Source organism: Methylomonas sp. ZR1, assembly GCF_013141865.1.
In the GTDB taxonomy this organism is placed as follows: Bacteria; Pseudomonadota; Gammaproteobacteria; order Methylococcales; family Methylomonadaceae; genus Methylomonas.
This window is the reverse complement of sequence record NZ_RCST01000001.1, coordinates 1,788,663-1,814,536: the sequence shown is the minus strand read 5'-3', so window position 1 is coordinate 1,814,536 and position 25,874 is coordinate 1,788,663. Positions and strand designations below refer to the sequence as shown.

Below are 25,874 nucleotides of genomic sequence, written 5' to 3'. Positions count from 1 at the left end.
CGCCAGCCGTAATCCCACAAAGGTGCGACCACCTATAGGTCGTGCCGAGCCATGCGAGGAGCAACAATCGCGAACGGTGCGCCTGACGGCAGCACCCTATAATCTGCGCACCTTATGGACTTAATTTGTAAGAAGCAAATCTGCCGAACCATTTGGGACAACCAGGGTGTTAGCGATCGCATAGGTAAAATTTATTATCGTCCTAACACAGTCATCTTTTAACGGCGTAACTCGATGATGAACTAAATCAGTTCTCATAAAATAACCGTCACCTTCTTTTAAATATATTCTCTTAGTCTTTCCTTTGTTTATGTATTCAACAAAGCCTCCTTGTTTAATTCGAGGTGACTCAATGCATAATATTAATGCAAATGGATAGTCATCATAGTGCCATCCGTGCGTGTCATTTTTTTTATGAAGACGAGTAATAATGATATTTTCAATAAGATTATCACATTCACGCACCTTGCTACCAGAAATCCTGGTTAGTGTCTTAATTAATTCTTTATTTCCATACTTGGTAGTTAGCCATGCTTGATTATTTGTTACTGATCCATTAACAACGGTCATTTTCCTTGGAGTGTAACTTGTTTGAGGCATTAAAAAATCTTTTCGTAAAGCGTAAGACATAATCTCCGGTATTTTTCTCTTAAAGAAAATCAAATCTTCTTTTGAAAGCAAGCCAGATAATTTAATGACTTTTTTGTTGCTAAACTCTTTTGCTAAGTCATTTATATCGTATTGTTTAAAATTAAAACTCATAGCGACAATTCGTTTCCAATTCCAATTCCGGTAATTCCAGACTGAATGTTTCCTGAAAAAATAGCCCCATAATCATCTATTATTTTTTTTAATATTTCGTTAACCTCGTTTTGGTTTGAAATAACATCAAATACAAATAAGATGTTTTTCGTTTTATCGGTTATCTTTGTTTCGTCGCAATCTTGCAGATTCCAATATCGACATATAACTTTCTCTTCGTCTATATAAGCTATTTCTCGTTCTTTAGTTTTTTGGCGCGAGGTTGGATTTCCAAGAGGTGAAAACTCAAAATCTTTGCCAGGCTCGGTTAAGCTTAATGTCCCAGTTATCATATTAGAGTCATAAGCCGCCATTGGCATTCCCATATAGAGTGAATATAAATTATAAAAATCGACTATTGGATTTATCTTATAAAGCTTATTTTTACTCTGAAAATAATCATATAAAGAGGTTAGAGATGATTTGTATTTTGGCTTCGCGCCCATGTTACTAAATACGGCCTGCCATTTTTCAGTTAAAGGGAAAATATTATCCTTCAAATAATTTTCTGAAATCTTTGAAGAAAGATTTTGGCTAAATTCTATAAGTGGCGCATGATTTGTAACATTGTTAACGGAAACCAGAACTGTATAGTGGTCGCTATAGCGATCTATAATTTTTTTATCATGAATAAACTTCATTATAACCACCGTTGTATTTATGAATGAATTGATCTATTGAGTAAGATATCGGCTCTATTTTGGAGTAAATTTCTAAGACTTCCTCTGCCTTGGTTTTATCTGTAGAGATTTCGGAGCTTGAGTCTCTTGCATTTTGCCTTTTTTTAAAATCAATATTTTCAGTAAAGACACAAAAATGATTGCTTTCCCATTCTACATAAACCACATCCTTTAGCTTGATCAACTTATCGCGTAAAATGATGTGCTCAGGAAGCTCATCTGCTACAAATATCCTTGTGGTGATTCGATCATATTTGCAAGTACTTTCATTTATAGCCTTTAATATTTTGAGTATTCTAAACAATGATTCTTTATTTTCTATATCCTCACTCAAACTCAACACAAAAATTCTATTTAGCGAATAAAATGGCTTTTCTGCTAGCGCAGCAATAGAATAAGAGATTATATCCTTGCTATAATTAAATGTGTTATAGCCTATTTTATCCCCGTCATTTATTAGCTCGTTCCATCTATTTATATCATGATCAAAAATATTAATCCTAATCCCTTCTTTCATGGCAGAAAGAATTTCCTTGTACAGAAGCGCTGTATCGACATTTATTGATTTTGAATCCTTGAATTTGAGGCAAGAGCTCAAACTACTACAGTAATACAATATTATTTTATCAATAATATTTGATACATCATCTTGGCTTGATATATAGTAATTTAACTCATCATATAAATGAGATTCAGTCATTCTTAAGCGATTCTGATCTGCTAATACTTTAGGTAAAACTGCCGCCACCCTATCAGATTTGGTATTGTCATTTATCCATTCCCCCCGTTGTACATTATAGTTGTATGTCTTTATTTCAATTTCAGAAGCATTTACATCAATCTGATAAAGTCCAAATCTCATTGGATACTTTGATATGTATGTAGCACCTCCTGCTAGTGTTGTAAGAAATTGGCCAGTTCCCATCATTTTAGTTATAGCTGATTGTGTATGTAAATGCCCATGCAGATATAAGTGCGCTCCTGAACGCTGCATTAATAACTCATTTAGTTTTATATCATTCCATTCAATCAAAAATCGCTCAATATTACTATCCCCAACGACCGGGTGATGTGAAACAGCAATTATTAAATCAGTGGTAGGATTTGTCTTTTCAATAAAACCGTTATAAGTTGGAATATCTGCAATCAGTTTACCCTCGTCTTCATCATCAAAAGACATGATTGCAGTATTTAGTCCACATATATGAATTTGTGTATTATCAACTTCAATACTGGCTGCACACCCAAACACATTATCCCAACTTGAAATTACTTTTAATTTTGGATCAGATTGTATTTTTTTGTGGAATTCAATAAATTTGTCCAGGCCATATTTATAGTGTTTAGGTAATTTCTGTTTTTTATATTTTTCCTCTGATTGAATACAGCTATCACGATGCTCTGCGAATCGATTGGTTTTTCTTTTTTTTAAAACACGATCAATATCATGATTTCCAGGAACTATAAACAACTGGCATTCTGGATATTTTATAAGCAAGTCTAAAAGCCATCTGAACGCAGCTTCGTACTGCCATTCCTGTCCTGACTGAGAAATATCACCGCTAAATATACAAATATCAACTTCTTTGATATTTTTATGTGCGAAGCTAACAAGACGCTTTAAAATCAAGTTCTGTTCGTTATTGGACTCATCAATCCCAAAATGAGAATCTGAAATATGCAAAATGTTTATCATTATTCCGTATTATGCTGATAAGATTGGAGGTCGGAACATAAAGATATGGCTAACACAATACATATAAAATCTGATGTCATGTATTCTAGCCATTTTTAGCATGGTTCCAGTTATAAACAATTAATTTAAATCCATTCTTTTTCAAACGCTCGAAGCTACGTTGAAAAATATGACATTCCACTGAATTCCAAAAAACGATTCTATTTTCCATTACAACCACTGCCTAAGCAATAAGGACAAGAAATATGATTGGGTTTACAAGCCATCTCTTGTCCGCCGGCAATGAGACACTGAGCTGTCGGTCGTATTATCTACCCGTCAGGCAACTTAGGGTCGATTGTGACAGTTCGCCACTCTCAAAGTCCGACATTTTTTTACCAGTAGAATCCTATCGGAATCGATGACCAGAATTGCATCTGAACTGGCTAGTCGATGTCGCCAGCTCAGTTGCGGACATGCCGCTCATTCAGATTCTAAGAACCCAGCACGCCAACTTGGAAACATCCTCGCCAGCCAAACCATCCGGATTGTCGGGCTAATCCATTCGCACGCCAATCCGGTAGTTTTCTGTCGAATTCATTCGGGCCGGCGTTGGCAGCACCGACCAGTCAAATCAAGTGGTTGATCAAGCCGGGATCAGGCCGGTTACCGAGTGTCCGGGCGGCACGCAAAACCCTCTCGTGGTTACCGCCGACTGGTGCGTCGGCACATCCCAATCCCCTGGAGATTCCGCCGAGGCTTGCAGCGGTGCGCACCGGCGCTTGCGGCGTGCCGCCGAGTACGTTGTGGATGTCCCTGTAGCCCCGCGGGGCACAGCCAAAGCTTTCGGTGCTGCCGCTGGATCTATTTTCGGTGCGCATGCGCGGCTTGGGCATACCGCCGGAATTGCTCGAAGGATGTTGTACCGCTGCTGCGTTAACAGCACAGCAGTTGTCTTCACCGTTAAATTGTCCTCCTGCCTTTGATCGTCACTTGGTCGTCATTCGTAAAGTAATTATATATAAAACAACGGCTTATCTAAATAAGCAATCTTAGTTATCCCGTTGCTATCGATTATGGGCCTGGTTTTTGCTGAATGCGGGCAATGACGTGGAAAGTTAAGCAAACCATTTTCCGCGCTTGATTTTTTAGCGAATTAGCGGAGGACATATCGAATGAACACGAAAGGCAAACTGGTAAGCGTGATAGTTGTTGGCGGCTTACTTTCCCTGACCGCTCCGCCAGCCCATGCCCACCACGCATTTTCCGCCGAATTCGACGCCGAACAACCCATAGAGTTAAAAGGCGTGGTCACCAAACTGGAATTGGTCAATCCGCATAGCTGGCTGTATCTGGACGTCAAGCAAACCGACGGCAGCGCCAAGAATTGGGGATTCGAATTCGGCGCGCCGTTCAGCCTGAAACAAAAAGGCATCACCAAAGCCAGCCTGCCGGTCGGCAGCGAAGTCACCATCCAGGGTTATCGCGCGAAGAACGGCAAGGATTTCGGCTACGCAGTCACCACCGTGCTATCCGACGGCCGTAGCGTTAAAACCGGCGGCGCTCAGGATGCGCCGGGGGCGCAAGCCAACGGCCAGGCGCAATAAACCGAATCGGATTTGTTTGAATATGAATATTACGGAATATACCCTCAATGAGTTCACCCAATAACGGTCCGTCATCGCTACAGATTGCGCTGATGCTGGCCAGCGGCTTGATATTGCTGTTTCTGGCTACCGGCGACGCCGGTGCGGCCGGCCCTAAAATCCCCCGGCTTGCCAACGGCAAACCCGATTTTTCCGGCATCTGGCAAACCACCAGCGCCGCCGATTACGACCTGGAACCGCACAGCAACCGCAAGGACGCCCCGCCCGGCGCCGGCATCGTCGAAGGCCACTACCTGCCTTATTTACCTGCCGCACTGGAACAGAAAAAGAAAAACTTCGCCGCTCGCGACACCCTGGACCCGGCGCTTAAAGGCTACACCTTGGGTGTGCCGCGCGGCATTTATTACCCGGAGCCGTTTCAAATCTTCCAGCGCAAACAAGACCTGACCTTGGTCCACCAATTCGGTCATTCGGTAAGGACCATACACACCGATGAAACCGATCACCCTAAAGACCCTTACGACTGGTGGCTCGGCGACTCCCGCGCCCATTGGGACGGCGATACGCTGGTGGTCGACGTCAAGCATTTTAATGACAAAACCTGGTTCGACCGGGCCGGCAATTATCACAGCGACGCCCTGCATGTCATCGAAAAGTGGGCGTTTATTGACCCCAACACCGTCGAATATAAAGCCACTGTCGAAGACCCCAAGGTATTTAGCAAGCCCTGGAATCTATCGGTGATTTTGCACCGGCACCGGGAGAAGGATTTTCAGTTGATCGAGGACTACCGCTTTACGCTGGACTACGACGACGCTTATCCGCCCAAGCCGAATAAACCTTAAAGCCGGATACCAGACGAGGACGTTATGACACAAATTAACCCAGGTCGCTCGGCGCTAGTTTCCGGGCTGGCAATCAGCGTAATGCTCACTGCCGCACCCAGCCTATACGCCGCTGACGAAACAAAAAAATCGGAAGCACCGGCAGCTAAACCGGCTCAGCCGGCCACCAAACCGCTAAAATTGGGCGGCCCCGGCATCGAACAGGAAAGAAGCTTTCCCAAGATCGTCTCCGGCAAATGGACCGGTCCGAAAACCGCCGACGGCCAACCGGACGTGCAAGGCCATTGGTCCAATACCATCGCCAACCATAATAATTTTACCGACCCGCAAGGCGGCATCCTTAACGACCCCAATCCCAACCGGGTAGCCAAAGGTCCGCGCGAGGAACGCGCGCCCAGCCGGGTCAGCGACCCCGCCGACGGCCAGGTGCCGTTTCAGCCTTGGGCGTTGGAAAAAGTGAAGGATTTTCAAGCGCATTTCCACGACCCGGTCAAACCGGAATACATCGAACCCTTGGCCCGCTGCGCACCGGGCGGCATTCCGAAATCCTTGTTTTGGCACGGTTACGAAATCAGCCAATATCCGGGTTATGTGTTGTTCCAGTTTAACTCCGGCACCCGCATCATTCACCTGGATGGCAAGCCGCATTTGCCGGAGAACATCAAGCTGTGGAACGGCGATTCGCGCGGCCATTGGGAAGGAAACACTTTAGTGGTGGATGTGACCAATCAAAACGGCAAGGCCTTGTTCGGCCGCTCCGGCGAATTTATCAGCGAAAACGGCCATATCCAGGAGCGTTACATATTCAGTAACGACGGCGACCGCTACACCTACGAAGCCGTATTATCCGACCCGACCGTTTATACCCGACCGTTTACCGTGACGGTGCCGGCTCGCAAATGGACCGCCAAGGATCAGCCCAACGGCTGGCACTTCGAGGTGGAGCCGGCCAATTACACCGGCAAGGTGGCGCTTAAAGAGCCTATCCTGGATCAATACGAACGCATCTGTGCCGAGAACAATGGCGGCTTCGGACTGGTCGCCGCTGAAGAACCGAAAAAATAGGGCTGTCATGTCATTAGTCGAATTTGCCCAACTGCTTAACGACTCCGAGTTCGGTACCGCGCTCCGCGAGTCGGTGTATATGTTTCCCTTGATCGAAGGCCTGCATTTGATCGGCCTGGCTTTGGCCTTGGGCTTGCTGTTTTTTGTCGACCTGCGCCTGCTCGGGCTGTTTCTGCCGCAGTTGCCGGTTGCGCAAGTTTTGCATCCGCTTCGGCCCTGGTTGCTGGGCGGATTTTTAATTATCTTCGCGACCGGGATTTTACTGTTCGTGGCGACGGCGGCCAAAATCATCACGCTGCCGGTATTTTTTTACAAACTGGGTTTCATCGCCTTGGCCGGCATCAATGCCTTGTGGTTTGAATTGAAATGGGGCCGCGACGTCGGGCATTGGGGCGACAAGTCCACCTTACCGGTTGCGGTGCGGTTTGCCGGCTTCACGTCGCTGACTTTATGGAGCCTGGTGGTCATCGCCGGGCGTTTGATCCCTTATTTGAGTTACCAATAACCTTATGCCTGTCCTCGAACTCTTCAAAGCTTTGCAATCCAGCGGATTTGGCCGCTTCGTCGGCAGCCTGGACCATTTGTTCTGCGCGCTATTGGAACTTGGGCATATCGCCGGCATGATCTTGTTGCTCGCTTCGGTGATTTTAACCAGTCTGAATTTGCTGGGCTTGGGCCTAAGCAGCGTACCGTTGGCGCAAATCCAGCGCAGCACCGGCAAATTGTTCTGGACCGGTTTGACGCTATTGGTGGTATCCGGCTTACTGATATTCATCCCGGCCGCCACCAGCTACTATCCCAACGATTTCTTTTGGGCCAAATTCATTCTGCTGGGCCTTGCCTTGCTGGTGTATTTCACGCTCTATCGGTGGGTTGTCGCCGCTAATTCTCGCCATACATGGCTGGCAAAAGCCACCGGCGGCCTGGCATTGAGCCTGTGGTTGGGCGTGGCGTTCGCCGGGCGTTTTATCGGCTTTTTCGCTTAACGTCTTCATCCAACTTCAGTGTAAGGACGCCCGGCTATCGAGTCTCAGAATTGTTGATATGAAATCTCATAATTAATGAACTTTGGAAAGGATGTTGCTTTGAATACTCCTACTTTATACATTTTTTCTGGTCTCCCTGCGTCGGGGAAATCTACGCTTGCAAAGCTACTAGCAGCTAAAACAAGCTCAATGTATGTACGGGTCGATACTGTAGAACAAGGACTTAGAGACCTATGTAACTTCAAAGTCGAGGGCGAGGGTTATAGATTTAGCTACAGAATTATTCGAGACAATCTAGAGCTTGGTGTTAGCTGTATTTCGGATTCGTGTAACCCTATTGAACTGACCCGAAATGAATGGCAGGCAGTAGCGGAAAGTGTTGGAGCAAAGTTTGTTAACATCGAAGTTAGCTGCTCAGATAGTGTGGAACATGAATTCAGAGTCAATTCACGTGAAAGCGAAGTGGCCAATTTAAAGCTCCCAGATTGGCAGCAGGTACAAAATCGTCACTATGAACCATGGAAAACCGAAGTAGTTAAAATCGATACAGCAGGTCAACATATCGAGGCTTCGTTTACAAAATTAGTAGAAAAATTGGGCGTGTGAAATTGCATATAACAAGGCGCTTAAGAATGACGCAAACTGGCCGACTGCGATCGTTCAAAATCTGGCCTGGACTTGCCTTTCAGGATTTCACAAATTGTGAGATTTCGTTAAGTTTTTACCTTTAATTATGAGATTTTTTACGAAAATCAGAATCTCATAATTTCTGCATCTCATTGAAAATTAAAGAAATCAACTTTTGATAAATCATAAGATCCGACACCGGCAGAGCCGACGTCTTCTTTATTCGCAACAGGATTGCCGATGTTCAAACAATTTAATTCACGTTTAAAACTGCTTGTCGGCAGCATGGCGTCTTTAAGCCTATTGATGGCCTGTAACCCGACCACTACCGAACCTGCTGCGCCGCCTATTCCTTTCAAACCGGTGGCAACGCTGCAAGAGATCATGACCTCGATTATCGATCCGAATATCGATTTTGTCTGGAACTCGGTATCCTCCGTCAGCACGGCCAGCGGCACTGAAGAACGCCAACCGCGAACCGATGAAGACTGGCGATTGCTAAGGCAACACGCCCTGGCCGTGACTGAAGCCGCGAATCTGTTGTTGATCGAAGATCGGCCCATCGCCGCTGCCAATGCCGTCACCTCGAGCGGTGGCGCGGAACTGACACCTGCTGCGATCAAAACCTTGATTACCGAACATCGTCAGGAATTTGTAAAACGCGCGCAAAGCCTGCAAAGCGCGGCGCAAGGTTTACTGGTGGCGATAGGAGCCAAAAACGTCGAGGAACTGGAAAAAGCCGGCGGCGAAGTCGAACAAGCCTGCGAGCAATGCCACAGCCAGTTTTGGTATCCCGGAGATGCCAGACCAAAATAGTAGGGGCGTTGGCACATAGCCGGCCTAAGCTGCATACTGTAGGCCTTTTGACCTGGGCTATCGCCGCGCATGACCCACAATTTACCCGATCTCGATACCTACCAAACTCAAGGCTATCTAATCGCCAGGCAGTTATTTTGCCCGGAAGCCATGGCGGAATTACAGGCCATGGTCGAACGGATACATCGGCAATGGGCGGCGGAAAATGGCGACTTAATCCGCGCCAATCGCCTGTTGAACATGCACAGCCTGACCGATAGCCGGTATTTCAAGGCACAGGCCGCGGAACGTCTGGCTTTATTTGCTTGGATCACCCAGCCAGCGATTACCGGTTGGCTGACGGGTTTATTCGGCGACGAACTGCATTTTCATAATAGCCAATTGTTTTTCAATCCGCTGGACCGCGAGCAATTGCCTTATTGGCACCGGGACCTGCAATACAGCACGGTCACAGACGAGGCGCAGCAAAGCGAGCAAGGCAGTTTGTTGGCACTGCATCTGCGGGTGCCGCTGTTGTCCGAGTGCGGCATGGCCGTAGTACCCGGCAGCCATCGCCGCTGGGACAACCATCTGGAACGCGAAGTGCGCTTTGAATTGAATGGCCATCAAAAACACGAAGATTTGCCAGGCAGCGTGTTCATCGATTTGCAGCCGGGCGATGCGTTATTGTTCGATGCGCAAATGTTGCATCGCGGCCATTACCAAAGCAATTCGGCGCGGCTGGCCTTTGATATATGTGTCGGCAACTACCACCCGTTTACGGCAGCGTTTCTAAACAAAGCCGTATTGCCTGATCAGGCAGAGATGGGCCACTTGGCAAATCACGACTGGTATCGACGGGCCTGGCAAACCGCGGAAGGTCTTGGTTGAAATAGATTTGGAGATACTTCTACAGGCGTTAAAGAGGCGCCGGATCGACGCCTCCGAGTCTTGGCAAATTACAGCGACCGCCCCAAACGCTTCTCCACTTGTTTTTTCTCCCACTCCGCACCAAAGAACGGCAGGATGTCGAATACCGACGAGGCATGAATCAACAGGCCTACACCCCAGCCCAACGCCGGCCAGATCACCCAGAGATGGCGCGGGGTTTGCACCAGATTCAAGATCGCCAAAGCGCCGATGACGACCAGATATTGCAGCAAATGCGTATAAAACCGCCGCAATTTGCGCACGTGTTCCAGCGCGAGAATTTCTTCTTTACTAATGCCCTGACTTAAAGTGCCGTTCATGTCCGACTCCGAATTTAACTGTGAAAAATCGATCTCAAAGACCGCCGCCAGTGACTTCAGGGATTCCACGCTTGCCGTTTGTCCGCGCTCGATGCGTTGAATGGTGCGGACGCTGATGCCGCTTAAATCGGCCAGTTGTTGTTGCGACCAGCCGTGTTGCAATCTCAGTTTTTGTATAAGCATTTGGAACTCCTTTTTTATCACTGGCCTTCAGTCTAGCGCTTGCTTAGCCTGTTCCGTGACGACATTCCCCCGTCAACGGCACGACAGTTGCCCGCCAAAGCTGAAGCAGGGCCTTGTCTTTGTGTGCATAGCCAAAATGTCTGAATGAACGAGTCTACGACGCCTGCGATCAGTCTCGGGAATATAGAAAAAGCAGGCATGATTTGTCTTTGATTTGTCTCAAGCCCAATTTTTCAAATCCCAGTTTAAGTAAAACTCTAATCGAGTGAATATTGCCTGGTTCAACATAGGCGAACAATTTAGTCCCTGTAAACGCAGAAATTACAGCCTGCGCCGCTTCAGTTGCAAACCCGGTATTGCGATATGATTCAAGCAGGCGATAACCAAGTTCTAATTCACGCTTTCCATCAAGTTCGAATGGCTCGATTCCGCAATAACCAATAATTTCGTTTTTGTCCTTTAAAACTAAAGCCTTTTTGCCCAATCCTAATTTCGAGTTGTCGAGAATATTGCCAAACCTGATTGCGGCGGCATCAGCACTAAAGGCTCCGGAATCGGAATACGCCATAAAAACAGGATCTTGAAGCATTGACATTAGTTTTTCTCTGTCAGCCTCTTCAAAACTTCTGATTTCTAACCTGTTCGTGAGAATCATCTATTTAACTCAACCTATCTATTAGCTAAAACATACCGTAAGTGGGGTGCATATACCCTACAACAAAATATTCTCGGCGGGCTCTAGAAAGGTGCTTGATTTCGTGCCAACGTCGGACTACGGCTAACAGCAAGACTCAAAGCAGCTTCGATAAAACACCAGAACGGCTTTTGTGCCATGAAACCGTGATTCGGCAGCACAAATCTGTCGGTCTGCACCACCCATAATGGGTCGGCCATCCACGCCTCCTTTACCGGACGCAATTGCAAGCCGTCCGCCACTCGCAACACCGCAGCGCTAGCGATATTGCGGTCTGATCCAGTCGGCTTCGATGCTATGGCAGAATCGAGATGACAGGTTTGAGTTTTCAGTGCGGGATCTATCGCTTCCAAACGATGGGTAATAAAGCCGCGAAAATGCCCAACGGCGGTGGCGGCCAAATCCCATTGCGAAGCGCCCGGTATATCCACCTGTTCAATCGGGTCCAATACCGACTCGAACCAGGCCGGCACGGCCCGGCTATAGGTAAACATGTTTTTGGTGATGGTATCGGCTTCCGAACTGGCAACCACTACCAGCGGGTTGGCATGCTTAAGGCCATTCGTTGCCGCAATTCGCCGAACCGCGGCGCGCAGGTCGGCAAAGCGGCGGGCTTCAACTGCCGGATTGACCAGCAATACCAGATCGCCGAAGCGGGCTTGGTCGCCGCGTTCCTGTTGCAGGCGTTGCAACCAGACCGGTTGCAAGGCGTTTAACATCACGGACGCGCCCAGACTGTGGCCTATTGTGAGCAAGCGGTTATCCGGATTGGCGTCGTGTTTGACGACAGCTTCGACATTTAACAAGAAATCTAGAAATTGCTTTTGTCCTAGGCGTTCGCTTACCGACCGCCGCTCCCAAAAGGTCAAAGCCCGCAGCCAGGGCGTTTCCACCGTTTCGCCGCGCCACCCCAAGTAGATGCCGACTACCCGGTAATGTGGGTTACGCAGTTTGATGTCGCGCAAACTTTCCTTGAAACGGCGGACGTTGTTATCGCTGTCCTTGGCATTGTGGTGCCAGCCGTGGGTATAAAGCACCACATATTGCGGCTGTTGACTGGCTTGTAAGTTATTCAGCAATGCGTCGGCTTGGCGTTGATCGTAGAAACGGCCGTCGTCGTCGAATTCCACGAAACCCAAGGTGTAACCATCTTGCGGGTTGACGACTAAATTGGCGGCGCTGCAATCCGCACCGGCATTGGCTAGACAAGGTTTTACACTGATATTGGTACGGAAATATTCTTGGGGAGCGCAAGCTGATAACAGCATCAGCATGGCGAACAGCAATCTGCTCATAAGGCGGTGACTAGGACAGCGACACAAGGTTTTGCGTCACTGTCCCACTCATGAAAGCTAATTTCAGCTACTGCAGGCATTAACCGGCATATTTGACGGTACAGCCGTAAGGTTTGGTCACGGCTTTGCTGATGGGTTTACCGGCCGCCAGTTCTTTTAGTGCTGAAGAAATATAATTTTCAGCCGTCGCGATGTCGGCCTGGTCTGCCGAGGCAATGCTGTCTATGCCGCCTTTGTAAAGCAGAACGCCATTGGGATCGATGATGAACAAATGCGGGGTATTGGTGGCACCGTACAATTTACCCACGGCACCGTCCGCATCGAACAGGGTGTTGGCGGGTGTGGCGTTACGCTCTTGATTGAGTTTTTTTGCGGTTGCCGCGTCGACAAAGCCCTGTTTGCCGGGCGCGGAAGAAATGATTTGCAACCAGACGATGTTTTGACTTTGGGCCTGTTTTTGTAAATTGGGAATATTGCCGGATTGGTAATGTTTTTGCACAAACGGACAGTCGGCATTGGTCCATTCCAGAATCACGGTTTTGCCGCGCAGCGCTGCCAAACTCAAGGTGCCGCCTTCGGCTGCGGCCGCGGAAAACGCCGGTGCCGGCTGGCCTACCACTGGCTCTGCTTTGGCGGCGGCCGGCATTAACAGCATTAAGCTAAGGGTCATCAATCCGAACAAACGCTGAGAAATCATAAATACTCCATTGCTGATGGTTAAAGACGGGCGCCTTGAATGGCGCCGATAACGAGATCGGGGGTGAGGATTTGCGGTAATACCGTCGCCTCCTGCGCTCCCGGTCCGAAATACAAATACAGGGGCACGCCGCTGCGACCAAATTGGCTCAATACCTTGGCGATACCCGCATCGCGGTTGGTCCAGTCGCCTTTCAGGTAAGTCACCTCGGCGTTGAGAAACGCGCCGCGAACCGCTTCGCTACTCAAGGCAACACGTTCATTAACCAAACAGGTGATACACCAGTCGGCGGTGAAATTAACGAACACCGGTTTGCCTTCGCTGCGCAATTGGGCTAGTTTTTCAGCGCTGTAGGCTTGCCAGTGTTGATTGTTGCTGTCCGTTGCATAGCTTGCTTGCGACGAGGTTTGGATGCCTAGTTCGCCCGCCAGCAAGGCCAGCAGTAAAGTTACGCCGGCGCTGGTGTGGATGACGCGGCGCTTTATTTGGGTGGCGTTTCGGCTAATTTGCAATAACCAGACCGCAAGGGCAACCAACACACAGCCGCCCAAGGCACCCGCTACGGCTTCTGGGCCGGCCTGTCGGGCGAGGACCCAAATCAGCCAAGCAGCGGTGGCGTACATCGGAAAGGCTAGCCCTTGTTTCAGAGTTTCCATCCACGCCCCGGGTTTGGGTAGCCAGCGCTGGAGTATCGGCCACTGACAAAGCAGCCAGTAGGGTAGGGCCAATCCGGTGCCTAAACTCAGGAACACGGCGATCATCGCCGCCGGCGCTTGGGTGATGGCAAAGCCAATGGCTGCGCCCATGAAGGGTGCGGTGCAGGGGGTGGCCACGACTGCGGCCAGCACGCCAGTGAAAAAACTACCGGCATAACCGTCCCGCGTTGCCAGTTTATGGCCCAAGCCGGTGATGCCGGTGCCGATATTGAAGACTCCCGATAAGCTTAAGCCCACCGCAAATATCAAGTAGGCCAGTATCGTGACGAACCACGGCGACTGAAACTGGAAACCCCAGCCGATGCCAGCTCCTCCGGCTTTGAGCGCGACCAACACAGTGGCCAATGCGGTGAAACTAATCAATATCCCGGCCAGATAAGCCCAACCCTGTCTGCGCGTTTTACCGGGATCGTGAGCGGCTTGTTCTATTAATGCCAAGGCTTTTAACGACAATACCGGAAATACACAAGGCATTAGATTCAATATCAAACCACCGGCCAAGGCCAGTAACAGGGCGGTTGGCAAGGTTTGCTCGGCCAACGCGCTGGCCGGCGCGGCCTGGACGGGATTTGCCGTGCCAGGCCACACTGCACTGATCTGATAAGCGCGCAAAGCGTCGCCGCTGCCTACCGTCAGTACGCCGGTTAGTGTTTGTCCGGGGGGTAATGGCTGGTCGCCGGATGGCAAGCGGATGTCCAGGCCATCGTCGGCTAAGCTTGTTATTTGCTCGCCAGCATGGGAAATCGGTCCCCATTGGTCGGGGTAGAAGGCCAGCGCGTGCTGGTCTAGTGCATGTAGTTGCTCGCCAGTCAGGTGTAACCGGAGCGTGCCGGCCGGACCTTCAAGCAAGCTGGCTTGCCAGGGTAATACCACAGGCCAGGTATTTTGGGCGGCTGTGATCAAAGGATGGGTTGGCCCGACCGCTACGCCCTTGGCGACCACCGGCAACTGGATTGCTAATTCCACCTCCTGGGGAATGCAGGCCTCCTCGCAAACCAACCATTTCACCTTCGCTGATATGGGCCATGCTGTACCCGGTTCCGCGTCCTCGGCTACCCGCAGCGGCGAGAGTAGTGTGACCGCATCGTGATAGCCGTAATTGACGACCGGTCCCAGTACAATTTTGCTGGGCGTAGGCCATTGGATCTCACCCACCGACCAGCCGGTTGGTAGTTGGTATTGAATTTTGGTTGGCAGGCCGGAGTCGCCAGGATTTTTCCAGTAAGTGTGCCAATGCGGAATAATCTGCTGGTGCACGCCAATCAAGATCTCATCGCCAGGATGCACGGCAGCATGAGAGGCAATCAGGCTGGCTCGTACCTGATCCGTAGCAGCTTCCGGACCGGGGCTGGCTTGGGTGCATGGCATCCCTAAAACCAGGGTGATGCCGAGGATAACGCGATAGACATTCAGCACGCTTGCACCCTAGCTTGGTTGAATTACAGGCATGTTAACGTTCGCTGGCGACTTGACTATGCATAACCGAAGCCTGGGTATTGCTAACCCCAGAAAGCCGCTGATTGCTGTCATTACCCGCCTTATACCTTATTGGCTGCGAAAGGATGTTTGGCGTCTTTCTTCGCGGCGATTACGTCTTGCGCCGTTGGGAAACCGGCTACTGCACGGGCAATCGCTTCCTTGGTGGCTTTGTAGTTGTATTCTTCGATTTTGGCGTCGTCTTCCGCCAGCCAATGAATGAATACACCCACGGAAATAAACAAATCGTCGGCTTCGTCGGCGGGAATGATGCCTTCTTCCACCGATTCCGCTACCGCAATCGCAACCGCGCGTTGTGCAGGTCCAAAAATTTGTACGGCTTGTTTCGAGCCTTTGATAGTGACTTTGTTGAACAAAATGGTGGCGGGTTTGACCAGTAAATTGGGTGCAACCACCGCCAATAAAGTGGAAAAGCCGTCTTTGTTATTGGTTAATGCATTCGCGAAAGCGGTTTCCGCCGCTGAGCCGCGTGGGCCGATAATTAAATCGATATGGGCGATTTCATTGCCTTCGCCGACCAAGGATTCGCCAACCCGCAAATTGGTAATTTTTGCCATTTTAATAGTCCCTTTTTACAAATATATGTAAGTAATACTTTTGAAATATTGAATATCAATAATCGGCCATTCCGGGATTTATCCGGAATAACCGATTAGCTGCGTTTTGTCTGTTATATATTGCGTTACGGTAGTTTAAACATTACCTGCCTTGAAGTGGCCTACGGCTTCTTCAGCATGTTTGGTGGCTACTTCGGCATGGTTTTGTTTGCCATGCGCAATGGTTTCTTCCAGTGATTTTTTACCTGCGCTGATGTGTGCTTTGGCTTCTCCGGTGGCGGCGCTTTCCGCTTTATCGACGTGAGCCAGGGCTTTTTCCGCATGCTCCACCAATTGATCCGCATGGCCGGCTTTGCCGTGGGTTACCGCATGCTCGGCATGTTTTAACGATTCGGCAGCATGTTCTTCGGCAAATACGCCGCTGCTGGCAATTAATAAGGCGCTGGTAATCAACGCTACGGTCGTTTTCATAATATCCCCCTGGGAAATGGTTAGTTAATTTAATATTTAAAACCGAATAATACTTAATGGTTTACTGAGGGTTTTAAGTCTGAATAAACTTAGATATTTAGCGGTTTTAACAATACGAGATAATCCAATATCTGCGGTATCGCCTAATTACTTACTCAATTTATATGCCAGTTTTCAACTTGTTGTTTGCAAAGAAAAAATGCTGATTTATAGGTAGTTTAGGTGTTTGCCTGTCAGCAAAAGTTGCTGACTTGGTGTTGATATATCAGCTATTTTCTGACTGGTGAGGGGGCTAGCCTGATTGCGATAAGTGACTTGTGTTCTTTTAAAGACTAGAGTTTTCTAATAAATGGCTTGGGATTCAACTGTTTACATGGTCTTTGTGTGTAAGCTGTACGCCAATCCTATATAGGTGCGAATTTTGCTTATCTGTGGATTGCTACGAATGCGCGCCAGATAATTACAACCATCCAATCATCAATTCTTATGAGCAAATACACAGTCAACGTCAACGGGACACAACACACCGTGGATGTTAATCCCGATACGCCCTTGTTGTGGGTGCTGCGCGATCATCTCAATCTGGTCGGTACCAAATTTGGTTGCGGGATAGGCCAATGCGGCGCCTGTACCGTGCATATCGACGGCCAGCCGACTCGGGCTTGTCTGACGCCGATTTCAAAAATCGGCCAAAGCCGGGTCACCACGATAGAAGGTCTACATCCAACTGGCGAACACCCTTTGCAGAAAGTCTGGCAAGAGCTGGATGTGCCGCAATGCGGGTATTGCCAGGCCGGGCAGATCATGACCGCCGCTGCGCTGTTGAAAAAGAATCCCCACCCGACCGACGCCGAAATAGACGCCGAACTGGCTGGCAATCTGTGCCGGTGCGGGACTTATTTAAGGATACGCGCCGGTATACACCGTGCCGCTGAACTGGCTGTCAAGGAGTCGATATGAACGAATATGAATTGGAAAACGCCAGCCGCCGTGACTTTTTACGTAAATCCACGCTGGCCGGCGGCGGCCTGGTGCTGGGTTTTTATCTGAATGTCGCCGATAGTGCAGCCAAGCGGGTCGCCAAGCCGGCCACTATTTCGGAAAGCAGCGTGTTTAAACCCAATGCCTTTATCCACATCGCACCGACCGGCAAGGTGACCTTGATCAGCAAGCAGCCGGAGATAGGCCAAGGCATCAAGACCTCACTGCCAATGGTGATCGCCGAGGAACTGGAGGTGAATTGGCTGGACGTGCAAATCGTGCAGGGCGACCTGGACCCGATTTACGGTAGCCAAAGCGCCGGCGGTTCACGTTCCACGCCGACCAATTACCAGGAGTTTCATAAACTGGGCGCCACGGCCAGAACCATGCTGATTCTGGCGGCCGCGGAAATCCTGCGGGTGCCCGCCGCCGAGTTGGTTGCCAAGGATAGCGCCGTGCATCATCCGGCCAGCGGTAAACAGCTCAGCTATGGGCAATTGGTGGAAAAGGCGGTGACGATACCCGTCCCGGCGCCGGAATCAGTGAAACTGAAAGACCCCAAAGACTACAAATTATTGGGTACGCGGATCGGCGGGGTCGATAACCCCGGCGTCGTCACCGGTAAGCCATTGTTTGGCATCGACGTGCAACTGCCGGGTATGTTGTATGCAACCTATCAAAAATGTCCGGCCTTTGGTGGCAAGGTGGTCAGTGCCAATCTGGATAAAATCAAGACGCTACCCGGTGTCAAGCATGCGTTTATCGTCGAGGGCGGCACCAGCTTGAAAGGTTTGTTGCCGGGCGTGGCGATAGTCGCCGATTCCACTTGGGCGGCGTTCACGGCTCGTAAGCAACTGGAAGTGGTTTGGGACGAAGGCCCTGCGGCCGCGCAAAGTTGGGCCGGTTTTAGTGCCAAAGCCAAGGAACTGTCCGAGCAAGCCGGTAGCGAGGTGTTGCGTAACGACGGCGATGCCAAGCAAGCACTGGATGACGCAGACAAGACGGTAGAAGCGGCCTACAGCTATCCGTTTATTTCTCACGCCAGCATCGAGCCGCAAAATTGCACGGCCTGGTTCAAGGATGGTGGCATCGAGATTTGGGCGCCGACGCAAAACCCGGAAGCCGGGCAGAAGATCGTCACGGAAACTTTGGGCATTCCCAAAGAGAAAATCACGCTGCATATCACCCGCAGCGGCGGCGGTTTTGGTAGGCGTCTGATCCCGGATTACATCATCGAATCGGCGGCAATCGCCAAGCAAATCGGTGTACCGGTGAAATTGACCTGGACCCGCGAAGACGATTTGCAACACGATCAATTTCGCGCCGGCGGCTTTCACTTTTTAAAAGGTGGCTTGGACGAGCAAGGCAAGCTGATCGCCTGGCATAACCACTTTGTGACCTTTGCGCACAAAGTGGTGAAGGAGGGCAAGGAAACCTTGGAACTGGGCAGCGGCGCCAATTTGTCCGGCGACGAGTTTCCGGGCCGCTGGGTGGAAAACTGCTTGCTGGAGCAAACGCCGCTAGAGTGCAATATCCCGATGGGACCGTGGCGAGCGCCGCGCAGTAATGTGCTGGCCTGGGTGTTTCATAGCTTTATCGACGAACTGGCGCATGCCGCCGGCCGCGATCCATTGGCATTTCGTTTGGAGATATTGGGCGATAAGGGCTTTCTTCCCGGTACCGGCCAGCAAGGTATTCCCTACGATGTGAATCGGATGAAGCACGTGCTGCAGCACGTCGCGGAAAAAGCCGAATGGGGCAAAAAAACTCTCCCACGTGGACAAGGGCAGGGCATTGCTTTTCATTTTAGCCATCTCGGTTACATCGCCCAGGTAGCGGAAGTCACGGTGTCCAAAGACGGCAAGCTTAAGGTCGATAGAGTAGTGGTGGCTACCGACATCGGCGCGCAGATCGTCAATCTCAGCGGCGCGGAAAATCAGGTGCAAGGCTCGGTCATCGATGGACTGGGCGCATTGATGTTCCAGGAATTGAATATCGAAAAAGGTCGGATCGTACAAAGCAATTTTGGCGATTATCCGATGATCCGCATCGCCGATGCGCCTACCCGGGTGGATGTGCATTTTCTGAAAACCGATTATCCGGTGACCGGTCTGGGTGAACCAGCACTGCCGCCATTGGCGCCGGCAGTGTGCAATGCAATATTCGCCGCCACCGGTGTGCGGATCCGGCAATTGCCGTTATTGCGTACCGATTTGAGCTGGAGTTGATATGGCTTACAATCGCCGGCACACCCGCAAGCGAGTAAATCATGGCCCATAACATCAATCATCTGCTCGAAGCCTATAGGCAATTGCAACGCGACCGGCAGGACAGCGTGCTAGCGACCATTATCGAAACCTTCGGCTCGACTTACCAAAAGGCCGGCGCACGCATGCTGATTACCCAAACCGGGGAGTTGGTCGGTTTGCTGGGCGGTGGATGCTTTGAGCGGGATTTGGTGGAGCAGGCCGGATCGGTGTTCGAAACCGGCCATGCCAAAACCTTGTTTTACGATATGCGTTCCGGCGAAGATGCGATTTGGGGTTTGGGTCTGGGTTGTAACGGCGCTGTTCGGGTTTTCTTGCAGTTATTAGAAGCTGAGCAAGAATTTAGTCCCTTGAATCTGCTGGTCGAAGCCGCCGAAGCGCAAGCGCATGGAGTATTGGTTACGGTGTTCGAGTCCGCGCATGCGGATTTTCCGGCAGGGCGCAGCCAGTTCTTGCCGGCCGCCATTGTCGGGGAACAGCCGATATTATCCAGCGCGCCGTTCCCCTCCGCCACAGCGGCGCTGCAAACGGCCTTGCAACAAAAACCGCGCATCGAAACTCATCCGCTTGACGGCCTGGACATCAAAGTCTTTTACGATCCGGTGCAACCGCCTTGGCAGTTGCTGATGTTCGGCGCTGGGGCCGACGCAATACCGCTGGTGAATTGTGCCAAATCCCTGGGGTGGCGCGTGACCTTGGTCGATCACCGGCCCGCGCATATCAAGCCCGAGCGCTTTCCTTTAGCCGATCAATTATTGCATCTGACCCCGGAACAGGTGGCGGATCAGCTGGATTTGCATCGCTTCAACGCCATTATGCTGATGACCCACAACATCGAATACGACCAACGCTTTCTGCAAGCCATCGTCCACTCTCGGGCGGGGTTTATCGGACTGCTAGGTCCGACGCATCGCAAGCAGCGGCTCTTGCACAGCCTGGGCGACGATGCCGCGCTGATAGCCGAACGGGTATTCGGCCCGGTAGGACTGGATATAGGCGCGCAAACGCCGGAAGAAATTGCGTTGTCTATCGTGGCGGGCATCCATGCGCAGCTCAGCGGCCGCAGCGGCTTGCAATTAGGCTATGACGTAGTCGCTATCAAGCATGAATGCAGCCATAGCCAAGCCCAGTCAATTCGGTGAGGCCGGAGTATAAGGCTAAATTTGGGTTATCCGGGCTGGGCCTGACGACTAAGACGACTCCAACGCTTGCGCCAGATAATCGGTTATGCCTAGCCAATGTCTGCGCAACGTTGGCTGGTCGTAATTTTCCTCGCGCCCATCCAGATCAAGGACAATAGCATCGCCTCGGGCCATGAACACCGCAGCCAGATCTTCCACCGGCCCTGCCGCCAAGGTATGAGTGAGGGCTCGGCAGGGTCCGAAATGGGACGGTGGCTCGAACGGCATGACATTGATCTCGGTGCCGAGCAGGCCGCGCGGATAACCGGCATCTTCCAGATCGAATTCCAAATGCTCGAAACGGTAACGTTGATGCGGTCTATGTCGGGCTAAATCCCGGCGCAGGCGGCGAGCCGCATTGGCTAGATCCAGTTCCTCGACCTGCCGGAACGGCAAGGGCATGACGTTCATGGCGCTGCACGGAGTGCGGGCAACCGCCCCCGACGCGCGCAGCATCGTAGTCAGGCCCAGTACCGTGTCGCGACCGTAACCGTATCGCGCCAAATAGCCGGCAAAAGCGACAATCAATAACTCCGGCCAACTCAATTCCAGCTCCAGTGCACGCTGCTTAAGGCTCAGGCACACCGCATCCGGCAAGGCCCCGCTGAATCGGCGGCCGCGGCCGATTCCGGGCGTGGGATGGGGGGACAGGGACTTGGGTTGCAACCCGGCTAGTTCGGCGAGCCAATATCGGCGGTCGTCCTCACGATCAAATGAATTCTGATAGGCCTGATCGACTTCCAAAATGGCGTCCAGGGTGCCAAAAGCTGCCGCTGCCAAAGGCTTGCCGGATAGCAGCGCCTCGTAGTAAACGGCAACTCGCCGTGCAATGAGCTGGAAGCCGTAGCCGTCCAGCAGCAGGTGGTGCGCGCGATGTAGCCAGACGTGGCGCTCAGCCCCCCGGCGATAGAGCTTATGCTCATAAAGATAGCCGGCGGCGGGATTGAAGGCTTGTTGTAGTTGCCCGAACAGTTCGGCCATGAATGCCGTCTGGCTAAGCTGTTCGGCGGGCGCTACCGCCAAAGTCGGCGGGCGATGCTCGACGCGCTGCTGCCGATAGGCCCCGTCTATCTCGACGATGCGGACCTGCAGCGCGACAGCTTCGCGCAACGTAGCCTGCAGGGCCTGTGTAAACAATTCGTAATCGAGGGGGCCGTCTAGTTCGGTGTATTCGGCGGCGTAAAAGACGCTGGCTTCGCCGGCGAGTTGTTGACCAAGCAGGACACCTGTCTGTGCTTGGGTTAAGGGCAGACCGGGTTGACTGCGTATCATCGTCTGTCTGCCTTCGCGGCGGCGTCCTGCCACAAAGCGTGCCAGGCTCTCAGTGTCGGCAACGGCGCCAACTCTGCGAACTCGGCAGCGAATCCGCGTTGGCGCCAACGCTGCATCAATGTCATCAGCGCCAGCGAATCCAAACCCATCAGCAATAGATCGTCGTCATCGCCCAATAGAGCCGGGTTGATTGCCATCGCTTCCGCAATTTCGAGACGTAATGCGTCCAGGCTGGGACTAAGCGATTCCAAAGCGGCCATTGCATCGCGAGTGCTGAGAACGCAGGCACAGCGTCCAGCGGCATAGCGCAAGGCTTGTTCGTGCTCTTCGCGTGAAAAATCGGCCAGCGCATCGCCAACCAAAAAGGCTTGGATATCCAGCATGAAGGCTTCCGCCGCCGTCATCAGACAGCCAATATGGGCATAGACGCCGCAAATCACCAGCTGATCGCGCCCCAGCGCGCGCAGGTGCGCCTCCAGGTCGCTGCGCTTGAAAGCGCTGTAGCGCGCCTTCGGGAACACCGTGTCTTCCGGGGTGGGTGCGACAGCATCGACAATACGTTCCAGCGCCGGATCGTTCGCTAAGCCAGGCCCCCAAAAATCGTTGAGCAGCCCGCGCTCGGTCGGCGCCTGTCCGCCGCGTTGCGCAGTGTACATAACCGGCATGCCGGCAGTGCGGCAGGCGGCGATCAGTTCGGTGCAGTTGCGCAGAAGCGCCGGGATCGGCGGCTGGGATGGTTCGAAAAAATCCAGAAAATACTGTTGCATGTCGTGCACGAGTAATACGGCACGGCGCGGGTCCAAGCGCCAGTTTGCTTTTCCGGTCGGTAGTTGTTCGGGAAGGTCGTATCGCGGGATGCGGGGTATGCTCATGTCGGTGTTCGTGTCAGGTTAAGCGCCAGCGCCCGCAGCTGCGGTTTCGCAATTTTGCCTGGCGCGGTAAGCGGTAAGCGGTCGATGAATTCGATTCGGTCGGGAATTTTATGTGCGGCCAGTCCGCAATGATCGCGTAAGTGCAATTTCAGCCCTAGCGCGATTCGCGCCGGCGCTTCGTCTGAGTCCGGCTTGGCCAATTCAACGAAGGCGCAACTGCGTTCGCCCAGGCGTTCGTCCGGTATAGCCACCAGTGCCGCGTTGCGTACGCGCGGATGGCTGAGCAAATGCTGCTCCACTTCTGCGGCGGCAATCTTTTCGCCCGCGCGGTTGATTTGATCTTTGCTCCGGCCGATCACCTGTAAACTGCCATCGGCGCGGCGCCTGACCAAATCGCCGGTACGATAAAAACCGTCCACGGTAAATGCCTTGCGGTTATACTCGTCGGCGCGCCAATAGCCTCGAATGGTATAGGGACCGCGGGTCAGCAGATGGCCGGTCTCGCCGTCGGCCAGCACTCGGTCCTCGTCGTCGACTATGCGGATCTCGTCGCCGGGCGACATAGGCCGGCCCTGGGTTTCCAGAACCACATCGGTATCGTCGTCCAGCTGAGTGTAAGTGACCAAACCCTCAGCCATGCCAAATACCTGCTGCAGTGCGCAACCGAATATCGGTTTAATGCGGGCGGCGACTTCCGCTGCCAGACTGGCGCCGCCCACCTGGACCAGGCACAGACTGCCAAGCGGCGGACGCAGACTTGTCGCGCGCTCCAGCCACGCCAAAAGCAGCGACGGCACCAATGCTACATGGCTGACCGCTTCGGCGGCGATCAGCGTAAAAGCTGCGTCCGGCTCGGGTCGAGTCAACAGCACGATGCGGCCACCGGAATATAAGGTGCCCAGCGTGCCGGGCGAACTTAACGGAAAGTTGTGTGCGACTGGCAAGGCCGCCAGATACACGGTAGCGGCGTCGAAACCGCAAATATCCACACTGGTCCTGACACTGTAAAGATAATCGTCGTGCGTGCGCGGAATCAGCTTGGGCGTTCCGGTACTGCCGCCGGAAAGTTGTAACAGCGCTACCGCTGCTGGGTCCTGGTCCGGCAGCGCCAACGGCTTCGCATAAAGGCTTTGCAAAGGTACGAATTCCTCCGCCGCGCCGGCCACGATCACGTGGCGCAAACACGGTGCCAATGCCAGTGTTTCCCGCGCTAGCAAGCGGTAATCGTATCCGTCGTGGCGATCCGGTATCACGTAGGCGGCGGCTTCGGCCAGCTGGCAGAACGCGGCGATTTCGGCGCGACGATGCCCAGGCAGCGCCAGCACCGGGATCAGACCGAGGCGAAAACAGCCAAAACACACCGCAAAAAACTCGGCGATGTTGGGTAATTGCACCACTACACGTTCGCCGGTGCGCAAACCCAATTGGGCAAACCCGGTCGCCAACTGATCGGCCCGTTCGTCGAGCTCGCGGTACGACCAGCGCCGCGCGCCGCAGACCAACGCGATACGTTCACCGTAGCGCTGCGCCGATTCGCGTAACAAAGCGCCCAAGGTTTGGTTTTGCCACCAACCCTGTTCGCGATAGGACCTGACCAACTCGTCCGGCCACGGCGTGAAATCGGATGCCGTCATACGCCGTCCCCCTGCAGTGCGTCCAGCAAGGTGCGAAATTTGGCCGAGGTTTCGGCCACTTCCCGCCAAGGTTCGGAATCCGCGACGATGCCGGCGCCGGCGAATAGCTTGGCGCGATTGGCTTCGATTTCCGCGCAACGTATCGTCACTGCCCATTCACCGTCGCCGTTGGCGTCGCACCAGCCCACCAGGCCGGTGAACAGGCCGCGATCAAAGTCTTCCAATTGCTCAATGGCTTGGCGAGCCAGATCGCGTGGTTCGCCGCATACGGCCGGTGTCGGGTGCAAGGCTATGGCCAAGTCAAAGGAGCTGGGGGCATAGTGGCTTAATTGTCCGCAGATCCGAGTGGAAAGATGCCAGACGCGGGGCGTCGCAATCAACTCCGGAACCGGCGGCACCTCTAGGGTGCGGCAATAGGGCCGCAAGGTGTCCGCTACGGCAGCCACCACTAGCGCGTGTTCGTGGCGGTCCTTGGCAGAGTGCAACAAGCGGCGGGACCGCGCCAGATCCTCGCCAGGGTCGCTGCTGCGCGGTTCGGTACCGGCAATTGGATTGGCCAATACCTGTGTGCCTTTGCGCCGCAACAATAATTCAGGACTGGCACCGATCAAGCGGCGGACACCTTCCGATACATTGGGCAAATCGACGGCAAAGGTGTAACCGGCTGCATTGCGTGCCGCCAGATTGCGTAACACGCCGGCCTGATCGACATCGCTCTCGCCCACCACTTCCAGCATTCGGGACAGCACGACTTTTTTTAAGGCCGATTGCCGTATCAAGTCCAACGCTTGTTGTACCTGTTGGGCATAGACCGCCGGTGTTGGCCGCTCTTGAGTTACAGAACTGGGTATGGTCGCTTTCGTCCTGGCTATTGCGTGGCGCGTGAGGCGGTCCGCCGTTGCCATTTGCTGAGGAATAAACAATATCGGATCGGCTTCGGGAGCAAACGGCAGCGCGCCCACCGCAATAGCCGGCGTATCGTCTTTTTGCCCAACATCGGCGAACAAACGTTGCAGAGCGTCGGCTGTCGGCTCTCCGGGACGGCGGGTTAACCGAGCCCGGATGCCGCTACCAAGCAGGGTACGCTCGGGAGAGCCCAAGAAAAAACTGGAGCCGGCGCCATAGCGATGCAGCAGCTCAATTGCCGTGGGCTGCTCGTTACCTATCCGTTCGGTCGTGGCGGCGTTTACGGAAAATAACTGACTCGTGTCGGTATACATAGGGAT

General features: G+C 52.1%; 25 protein-coding genes. 11 read left to right on the top strand and 14 right to left on the bottom strand.

The window, feature by feature from the left end; all coding sequences use genetic code 11:
- Positions 1–120: 120 nt before the first annotated feature.
- The 3 genes from DDY07_RS08335 to DDY07_RS08325 are packed head-to-tail and all read right to left on the bottom strand — an operon-like array spanning position 121 to position 3,177.
- Positions 121–762, bottom strand: a complete 642-nt coding sequence (locus DDY07_RS08335) for a hypothetical protein (RefSeq protein WP_171695550.1) — start codon at positions 760–762, stop codon at positions 121–123.
- Positions 759–1,442 (bottom strand): B3/4 domain-containing protein, encoded by a 684-nt coding sequence (locus DDY07_RS08330; protein WP_171695549.1) that lies wholly within the window; start codon positions 1,440–1,442, stop codon positions 759–761. Before DDY07_RS08330 ends, DDY07_RS08335 begins: the two co-directional genes overlap by 4 nt.
- Positions 1,426–3,177 carry a metallophosphoesterase gene (locus tag DDY07_RS08325; protein ID WP_171695548.1) on the bottom strand — a complete coding sequence of 584 codons (1,752 nt, stop codon included), beginning with the start codon at positions 3,175–3,177 and terminating at the stop codon, positions 1,426–1,428. Before DDY07_RS08325 ends, DDY07_RS08330 begins: the two co-directional genes overlap by 17 nt.
- Before the next feature lie 1,154 nt (positions 3,178–4,331).
- On the opposite strand from DDY07_RS08325, the gene DDY07_RS08320 reads away from it, so the two are divergent.
- From DDY07_RS08320 to DDY07_RS08285, 8 genes are all read left to right on the top strand, one after another.
- On the top strand, positions 4,332–4,763 hold the full coding sequence (locus DDY07_RS08320; protein ID WP_171695547.1) for a DUF6152 family protein: 432 nt from the start codon (positions 4,332–4,334) through the stop codon (positions 4,761–4,763).
- Between the two features lie 47 nt (positions 4,764–4,810).
- Positions 4,811–5,608, top strand: coding sequence for a hypothetical protein (locus DDY07_RS08315; protein ID WP_171695546.1), 798 nt, complete (start codon positions 4,811–4,813; stop codon positions 5,606–5,608).
- 24 nt (positions 5,609–5,632) lie between these two features.
- A complete protein-coding gene (locus DDY07_RS08310) occupies positions 5,633–6,673 on the top strand; it encodes a hypothetical protein (RefSeq protein WP_216614726.1) in 1,041 nt (346 codons plus the stop codon).
- Between the two features lie 7 nt (positions 6,674–6,680).
- Positions 6,681–7,178, top strand: coding sequence for a DUF6644 family protein (locus DDY07_RS08305; RefSeq protein ID WP_171695545.1), 498 nt, complete (start codon positions 6,681–6,683; stop codon positions 7,176–7,178).
- 4 nt (positions 7,179–7,182) lie between these two features.
- The gene (locus DDY07_RS08300) at positions 7,183–7,659 is read left to right on the top strand and encodes a DUF6644 family protein (protein WP_171695544.1); all 477 of its coding nucleotides are present in this window, start codon (positions 7,183–7,185) and stop codon (positions 7,657–7,659) included.
- Between the two features lie 99 nt (positions 7,660–7,758).
- Positions 7,759–8,265, top strand: a complete 507-nt coding sequence (locus tag DDY07_RS08295) for an AAA family ATPase (RefSeq protein WP_171695543.1) — start codon at positions 7,759–7,761, stop codon at positions 8,263–8,265.
- 261 nt (positions 8,266–8,526) lie between these two features.
- Positions 8,527–9,102, top strand: a complete 576-nt coding sequence (locus tag DDY07_RS08290; protein WP_171695542.1) for a cytochrome c — start codon at positions 8,527–8,529, stop codon at positions 9,100–9,102.
- A gap of 69 nt (positions 9,103–9,171) precedes the next feature.
- Positions 9,172–9,972, top strand: coding sequence for a phytanoyl-CoA dioxygenase family protein (locus DDY07_RS08285; RefSeq protein ID WP_171695541.1), 801 nt, complete (start codon positions 9,172–9,174; stop codon positions 9,970–9,972).
- A 68-nt stretch (positions 9,973–10,040) separates the two neighbouring features.
- On the opposite strand, the gene DDY07_RS08280 is transcribed toward DDY07_RS08285, so the two are convergent.
- From DDY07_RS08280 to smbP, 7 genes are all read right to left on the bottom strand, one after another.
- Positions 10,041–10,514, bottom strand: coding sequence for a 2TM domain-containing protein (locus DDY07_RS08280; protein WP_171695540.1), 474 nt, complete (start codon positions 10,512–10,514; stop codon positions 10,041–10,043).
- 169 nt (positions 10,515–10,683) lie between these two features.
- Positions 10,684–11,169: a GNAT family N-acetyltransferase gene (locus tag DDY07_RS08275; protein WP_171695539.1), complete on the bottom strand. Its 486-nt coding sequence runs from the start codon at positions 11,167–11,169 to the stop codon at positions 10,684–10,686.
- Positions 11,170–11,252: 83 nt separating this feature from the next.
- The gene (locus DDY07_RS08270; RefSeq protein ID WP_171695538.1) at positions 11,253–12,503 is read right to left on the bottom strand and encodes a hypothetical protein; all 1,251 of its coding nucleotides are present in this window, start codon (positions 12,501–12,503) and stop codon (positions 11,253–11,255) included.
- A 79-nt stretch (positions 12,504–12,582) separates the two neighbouring features.
- Positions 12,583–13,173: a redoxin domain-containing protein gene (locus DDY07_RS08265; RefSeq protein ID WP_253734441.1), complete on the bottom strand. Its 591-nt coding sequence runs from the start codon at positions 13,171–13,173 to the stop codon at positions 12,583–12,585.
- A gap of 47 nt (positions 13,174–13,220) precedes the next feature.
- Positions 13,221–15,332 (bottom strand): protein-disulfide reductase DsbD family protein, encoded by a 2,112-nt coding sequence (locus tag DDY07_RS08260; protein ID WP_367650862.1) that lies wholly within the window; start codon positions 15,330–15,332, stop codon positions 13,221–13,223.
- Between the two features lie 122 nt (positions 15,333–15,454).
- Positions 15,455–15,970 (bottom strand): formaldehyde-activating enzyme, encoded by a 516-nt coding sequence (fae, locus tag DDY07_RS08255; protein ID WP_171695536.1) that lies wholly within the window; start codon positions 15,968–15,970, stop codon positions 15,455–15,457.
- Between the two features lie 135 nt (positions 15,971–16,105).
- Positions 16,106–16,441 (bottom strand): small metal-binding protein SmbP, encoded by a 336-nt coding sequence (gene smbP, locus DDY07_RS08250; RefSeq protein WP_033156354.1) that lies wholly within the window; start codon positions 16,439–16,441, stop codon positions 16,106–16,108.
- A gap of 486 nt (positions 16,442–16,927) precedes the next feature.
- Between smbP and DDY07_RS08245 the strand changes: the two genes are divergently transcribed.
- Genes DDY07_RS08245 through DDY07_RS08235 form a run of 3 tightly spaced genes read left to right on the top strand, consistent with a single transcriptional unit; the run spans position 16,928 to position 20,831 of the window.
- Positions 16,928–17,401, top strand: a complete 474-nt coding sequence (locus DDY07_RS08245; RefSeq protein ID WP_171695535.1) for a (2Fe-2S)-binding protein — start codon at positions 16,928–16,930, stop codon at positions 17,399–17,401.
- Positions 17,398–19,650 (top strand): molybdopterin cofactor-binding domain-containing protein, encoded by a 2,253-nt coding sequence (locus DDY07_RS08240; RefSeq protein ID WP_171695534.1) that lies wholly within the window; start codon positions 17,398–17,400, stop codon positions 19,648–19,650. The genes DDY07_RS08245 and DDY07_RS08240 overlap by 4 nt, the downstream gene beginning before the upstream one ends.
- Before the next feature lie 41 nt (positions 19,651–19,691).
- Positions 19,692–20,831 (top strand): XdhC family protein, encoded by a 1,140-nt coding sequence (locus DDY07_RS08235; RefSeq protein ID WP_171695533.1) that lies wholly within the window; start codon positions 19,692–19,694, stop codon positions 20,829–20,831.
- A 48-nt stretch (positions 20,832–20,879) separates the two neighbouring features.
- On the opposite strand, the gene DDY07_RS08230 is transcribed toward DDY07_RS08235, so the two are convergent.
- From DDY07_RS08230 to DDY07_RS08215, 4 genes are read right to left on the bottom strand one after another with little or no spacing between them, the layout of a single operon-like run.
- Positions 20,880–22,142: a condensation domain-containing protein gene (locus tag DDY07_RS08230; protein WP_171695532.1), complete on the bottom strand. Its 1,263-nt coding sequence runs from the start codon at positions 22,140–22,142 to the stop codon at positions 20,880–20,882.
- Positions 22,139–23,014 (bottom strand): isochorismatase family protein, encoded by an 876-nt coding sequence (locus DDY07_RS08225; RefSeq protein ID WP_171695531.1) that lies wholly within the window; start codon positions 23,012–23,014, stop codon positions 22,139–22,141. Before DDY07_RS08225 ends, DDY07_RS08230 begins: the two co-directional genes overlap by 4 nt.
- Complete coding sequence (locus DDY07_RS08220; RefSeq protein ID WP_171695530.1) at positions 23,011–24,648, bottom strand: (2,3-dihydroxybenzoyl)adenylate synthase; 1,638 nt, start codon at positions 24,646–24,648, stop codon at positions 23,011–23,013. Before DDY07_RS08220 ends, DDY07_RS08225 begins: the two co-directional genes overlap by 4 nt.
- The gene (locus DDY07_RS08215) at positions 24,645–25,868 is read right to left on the bottom strand and encodes an isochorismate synthase (RefSeq protein ID WP_171695529.1); all 1,224 of its coding nucleotides are present in this window, start codon (positions 25,866–25,868) and stop codon (positions 24,645–24,647) included. Before DDY07_RS08215 ends, DDY07_RS08220 begins: the two co-directional genes overlap by 4 nt.
- Positions 25,869–25,874: the final 6 nt, after the last annotated feature.

Excerpts from the sequence above, each read along its gene's own strand:
- DDY07_RS08335 (WP_171695550.1), bottom strand. The coding sequence starts at position 762 with ATGAGTTTTAATTTTAAACAATACGATATAAATGACTTAGCAAAAGAG.
- DDY07_RS08330 (WP_171695549.1), bottom strand. The coding sequence starts at position 1,442 with ATGAAGTTTATTCATGATAAAAAAATTATAGATCGCTATAGCGACCAC.
- DDY07_RS08325 (WP_171695548.1), bottom strand. The coding sequence starts at position 3,177 with ATGATAAACATTTTGCATATTTCAGATTCTCATTTTGGGATTGATGAG.
- DDY07_RS08320 (WP_171695547.1), top strand. The coding sequence starts at position 4,332 with ATGAACACGAAAGGCAAACTGGTAAGCGTGATAGTTGTTGGCGGCTTA.
- DDY07_RS08315 (WP_171695546.1), top strand. The coding sequence starts at position 4,811 with ATGAGTTCACCCAATAACGGTCCGTCATCGCTACAGATTGCGCTGATG.
- DDY07_RS08310 (WP_216614726.1), top strand. The coding sequence starts at position 5,633 with ATGACACAAATTAACCCAGGTCGCTCGGCGCTAGTTTCCGGGCTGGCA.
- DDY07_RS08305 (WP_171695545.1), top strand. The coding sequence starts at position 6,681 with ATGTCATTAGTCGAATTTGCCCAACTGCTTAACGACTCCGAGTTCGGT.
- DDY07_RS08300 (WP_171695544.1), top strand. The coding sequence starts at position 7,183 with ATGCCTGTCCTCGAACTCTTCAAAGCTTTGCAATCCAGCGGATTTGGC.
- DDY07_RS08290 (WP_171695542.1), top strand. The coding sequence starts at position 8,527 with ATGTTCAAACAATTTAATTCACGTTTAAAACTGCTTGTCGGCAGCATG.
- DDY07_RS08285 (WP_171695541.1), top strand. The coding sequence starts at position 9,172 with ATGACCCACAATTTACCCGATCTCGATACCTACCAAACTCAAGGCTAT.
- DDY07_RS08280 (WP_171695540.1), bottom strand. The coding sequence starts at position 10,514 with ATGCTTATACAAAAACTGAGATTGCAACACGGCTGGTCGCAACAACAA.
- DDY07_RS08275 (WP_171695539.1), bottom strand. The coding sequence starts at position 11,169 with ATGATTCTCACGAACAGGTTAGAAATCAGAAGTTTTGAAGAGGCTGAC.
- DDY07_RS08270 (WP_171695538.1), bottom strand. The coding sequence starts at position 12,503 with ATGAGCAGATTGCTGTTCGCCATGCTGATGCTGTTATCAGCTTGCGCT.
- DDY07_RS08265 (WP_253734441.1), bottom strand. The coding sequence starts at position 13,173 with ATGACCCTTAGCTTAATGCTGTTAATGCCGGCCGCCGCCAAAGCAGAG.
- fae (WP_171695536.1), bottom strand. The coding sequence starts at position 15,970 with ATGGCAAAAATTACCAATTTGCGGGTTGGCGAATCCTTGGTCGGCGAA.
- smbP (WP_033156354.1), bottom strand. The coding sequence starts at position 16,441 with ATGAAAACGACCGTAGCGTTGATTACCAGCGCCTTATTAATTGCCAGC.
- DDY07_RS08245 (WP_171695535.1), top strand. The coding sequence starts at position 16,928 with ATGAGCAAATACACAGTCAACGTCAACGGGACACAACACACCGTGGAT.
- DDY07_RS08240 (WP_171695534.1), top strand. The coding sequence starts at position 17,398 with ATGAACGAATATGAATTGGAAAACGCCAGCCGCCGTGACTTTTTACGT.
- DDY07_RS08235 (WP_171695533.1), top strand. The coding sequence starts at position 19,692 with ATGGCCCATAACATCAATCATCTGCTCGAAGCCTATAGGCAATTGCAA.
- DDY07_RS08230 (WP_171695532.1), bottom strand. The coding sequence starts at position 22,142 with ATGATACGCAGTCAACCCGGTCTGCCCTTAACCCAAGCACAGACAGGT.
- DDY07_RS08225 (WP_171695531.1), bottom strand. The coding sequence starts at position 23,014 with ATGAGCATACCCCGCATCCCGCGATACGACCTTCCCGAACAACTACCG.
- DDY07_RS08220 (WP_171695530.1), bottom strand. The coding sequence starts at position 24,648 with ATGACGGCATCCGATTTCACGCCGTGGCCGGACGAGTTGGTCAGGTCC.
- DDY07_RS08215 (WP_171695529.1), bottom strand. The coding sequence starts at position 25,868 with ATGTATACCGACACGAGTCAGTTATTTTCCGTAAACGCCGCCACGACC.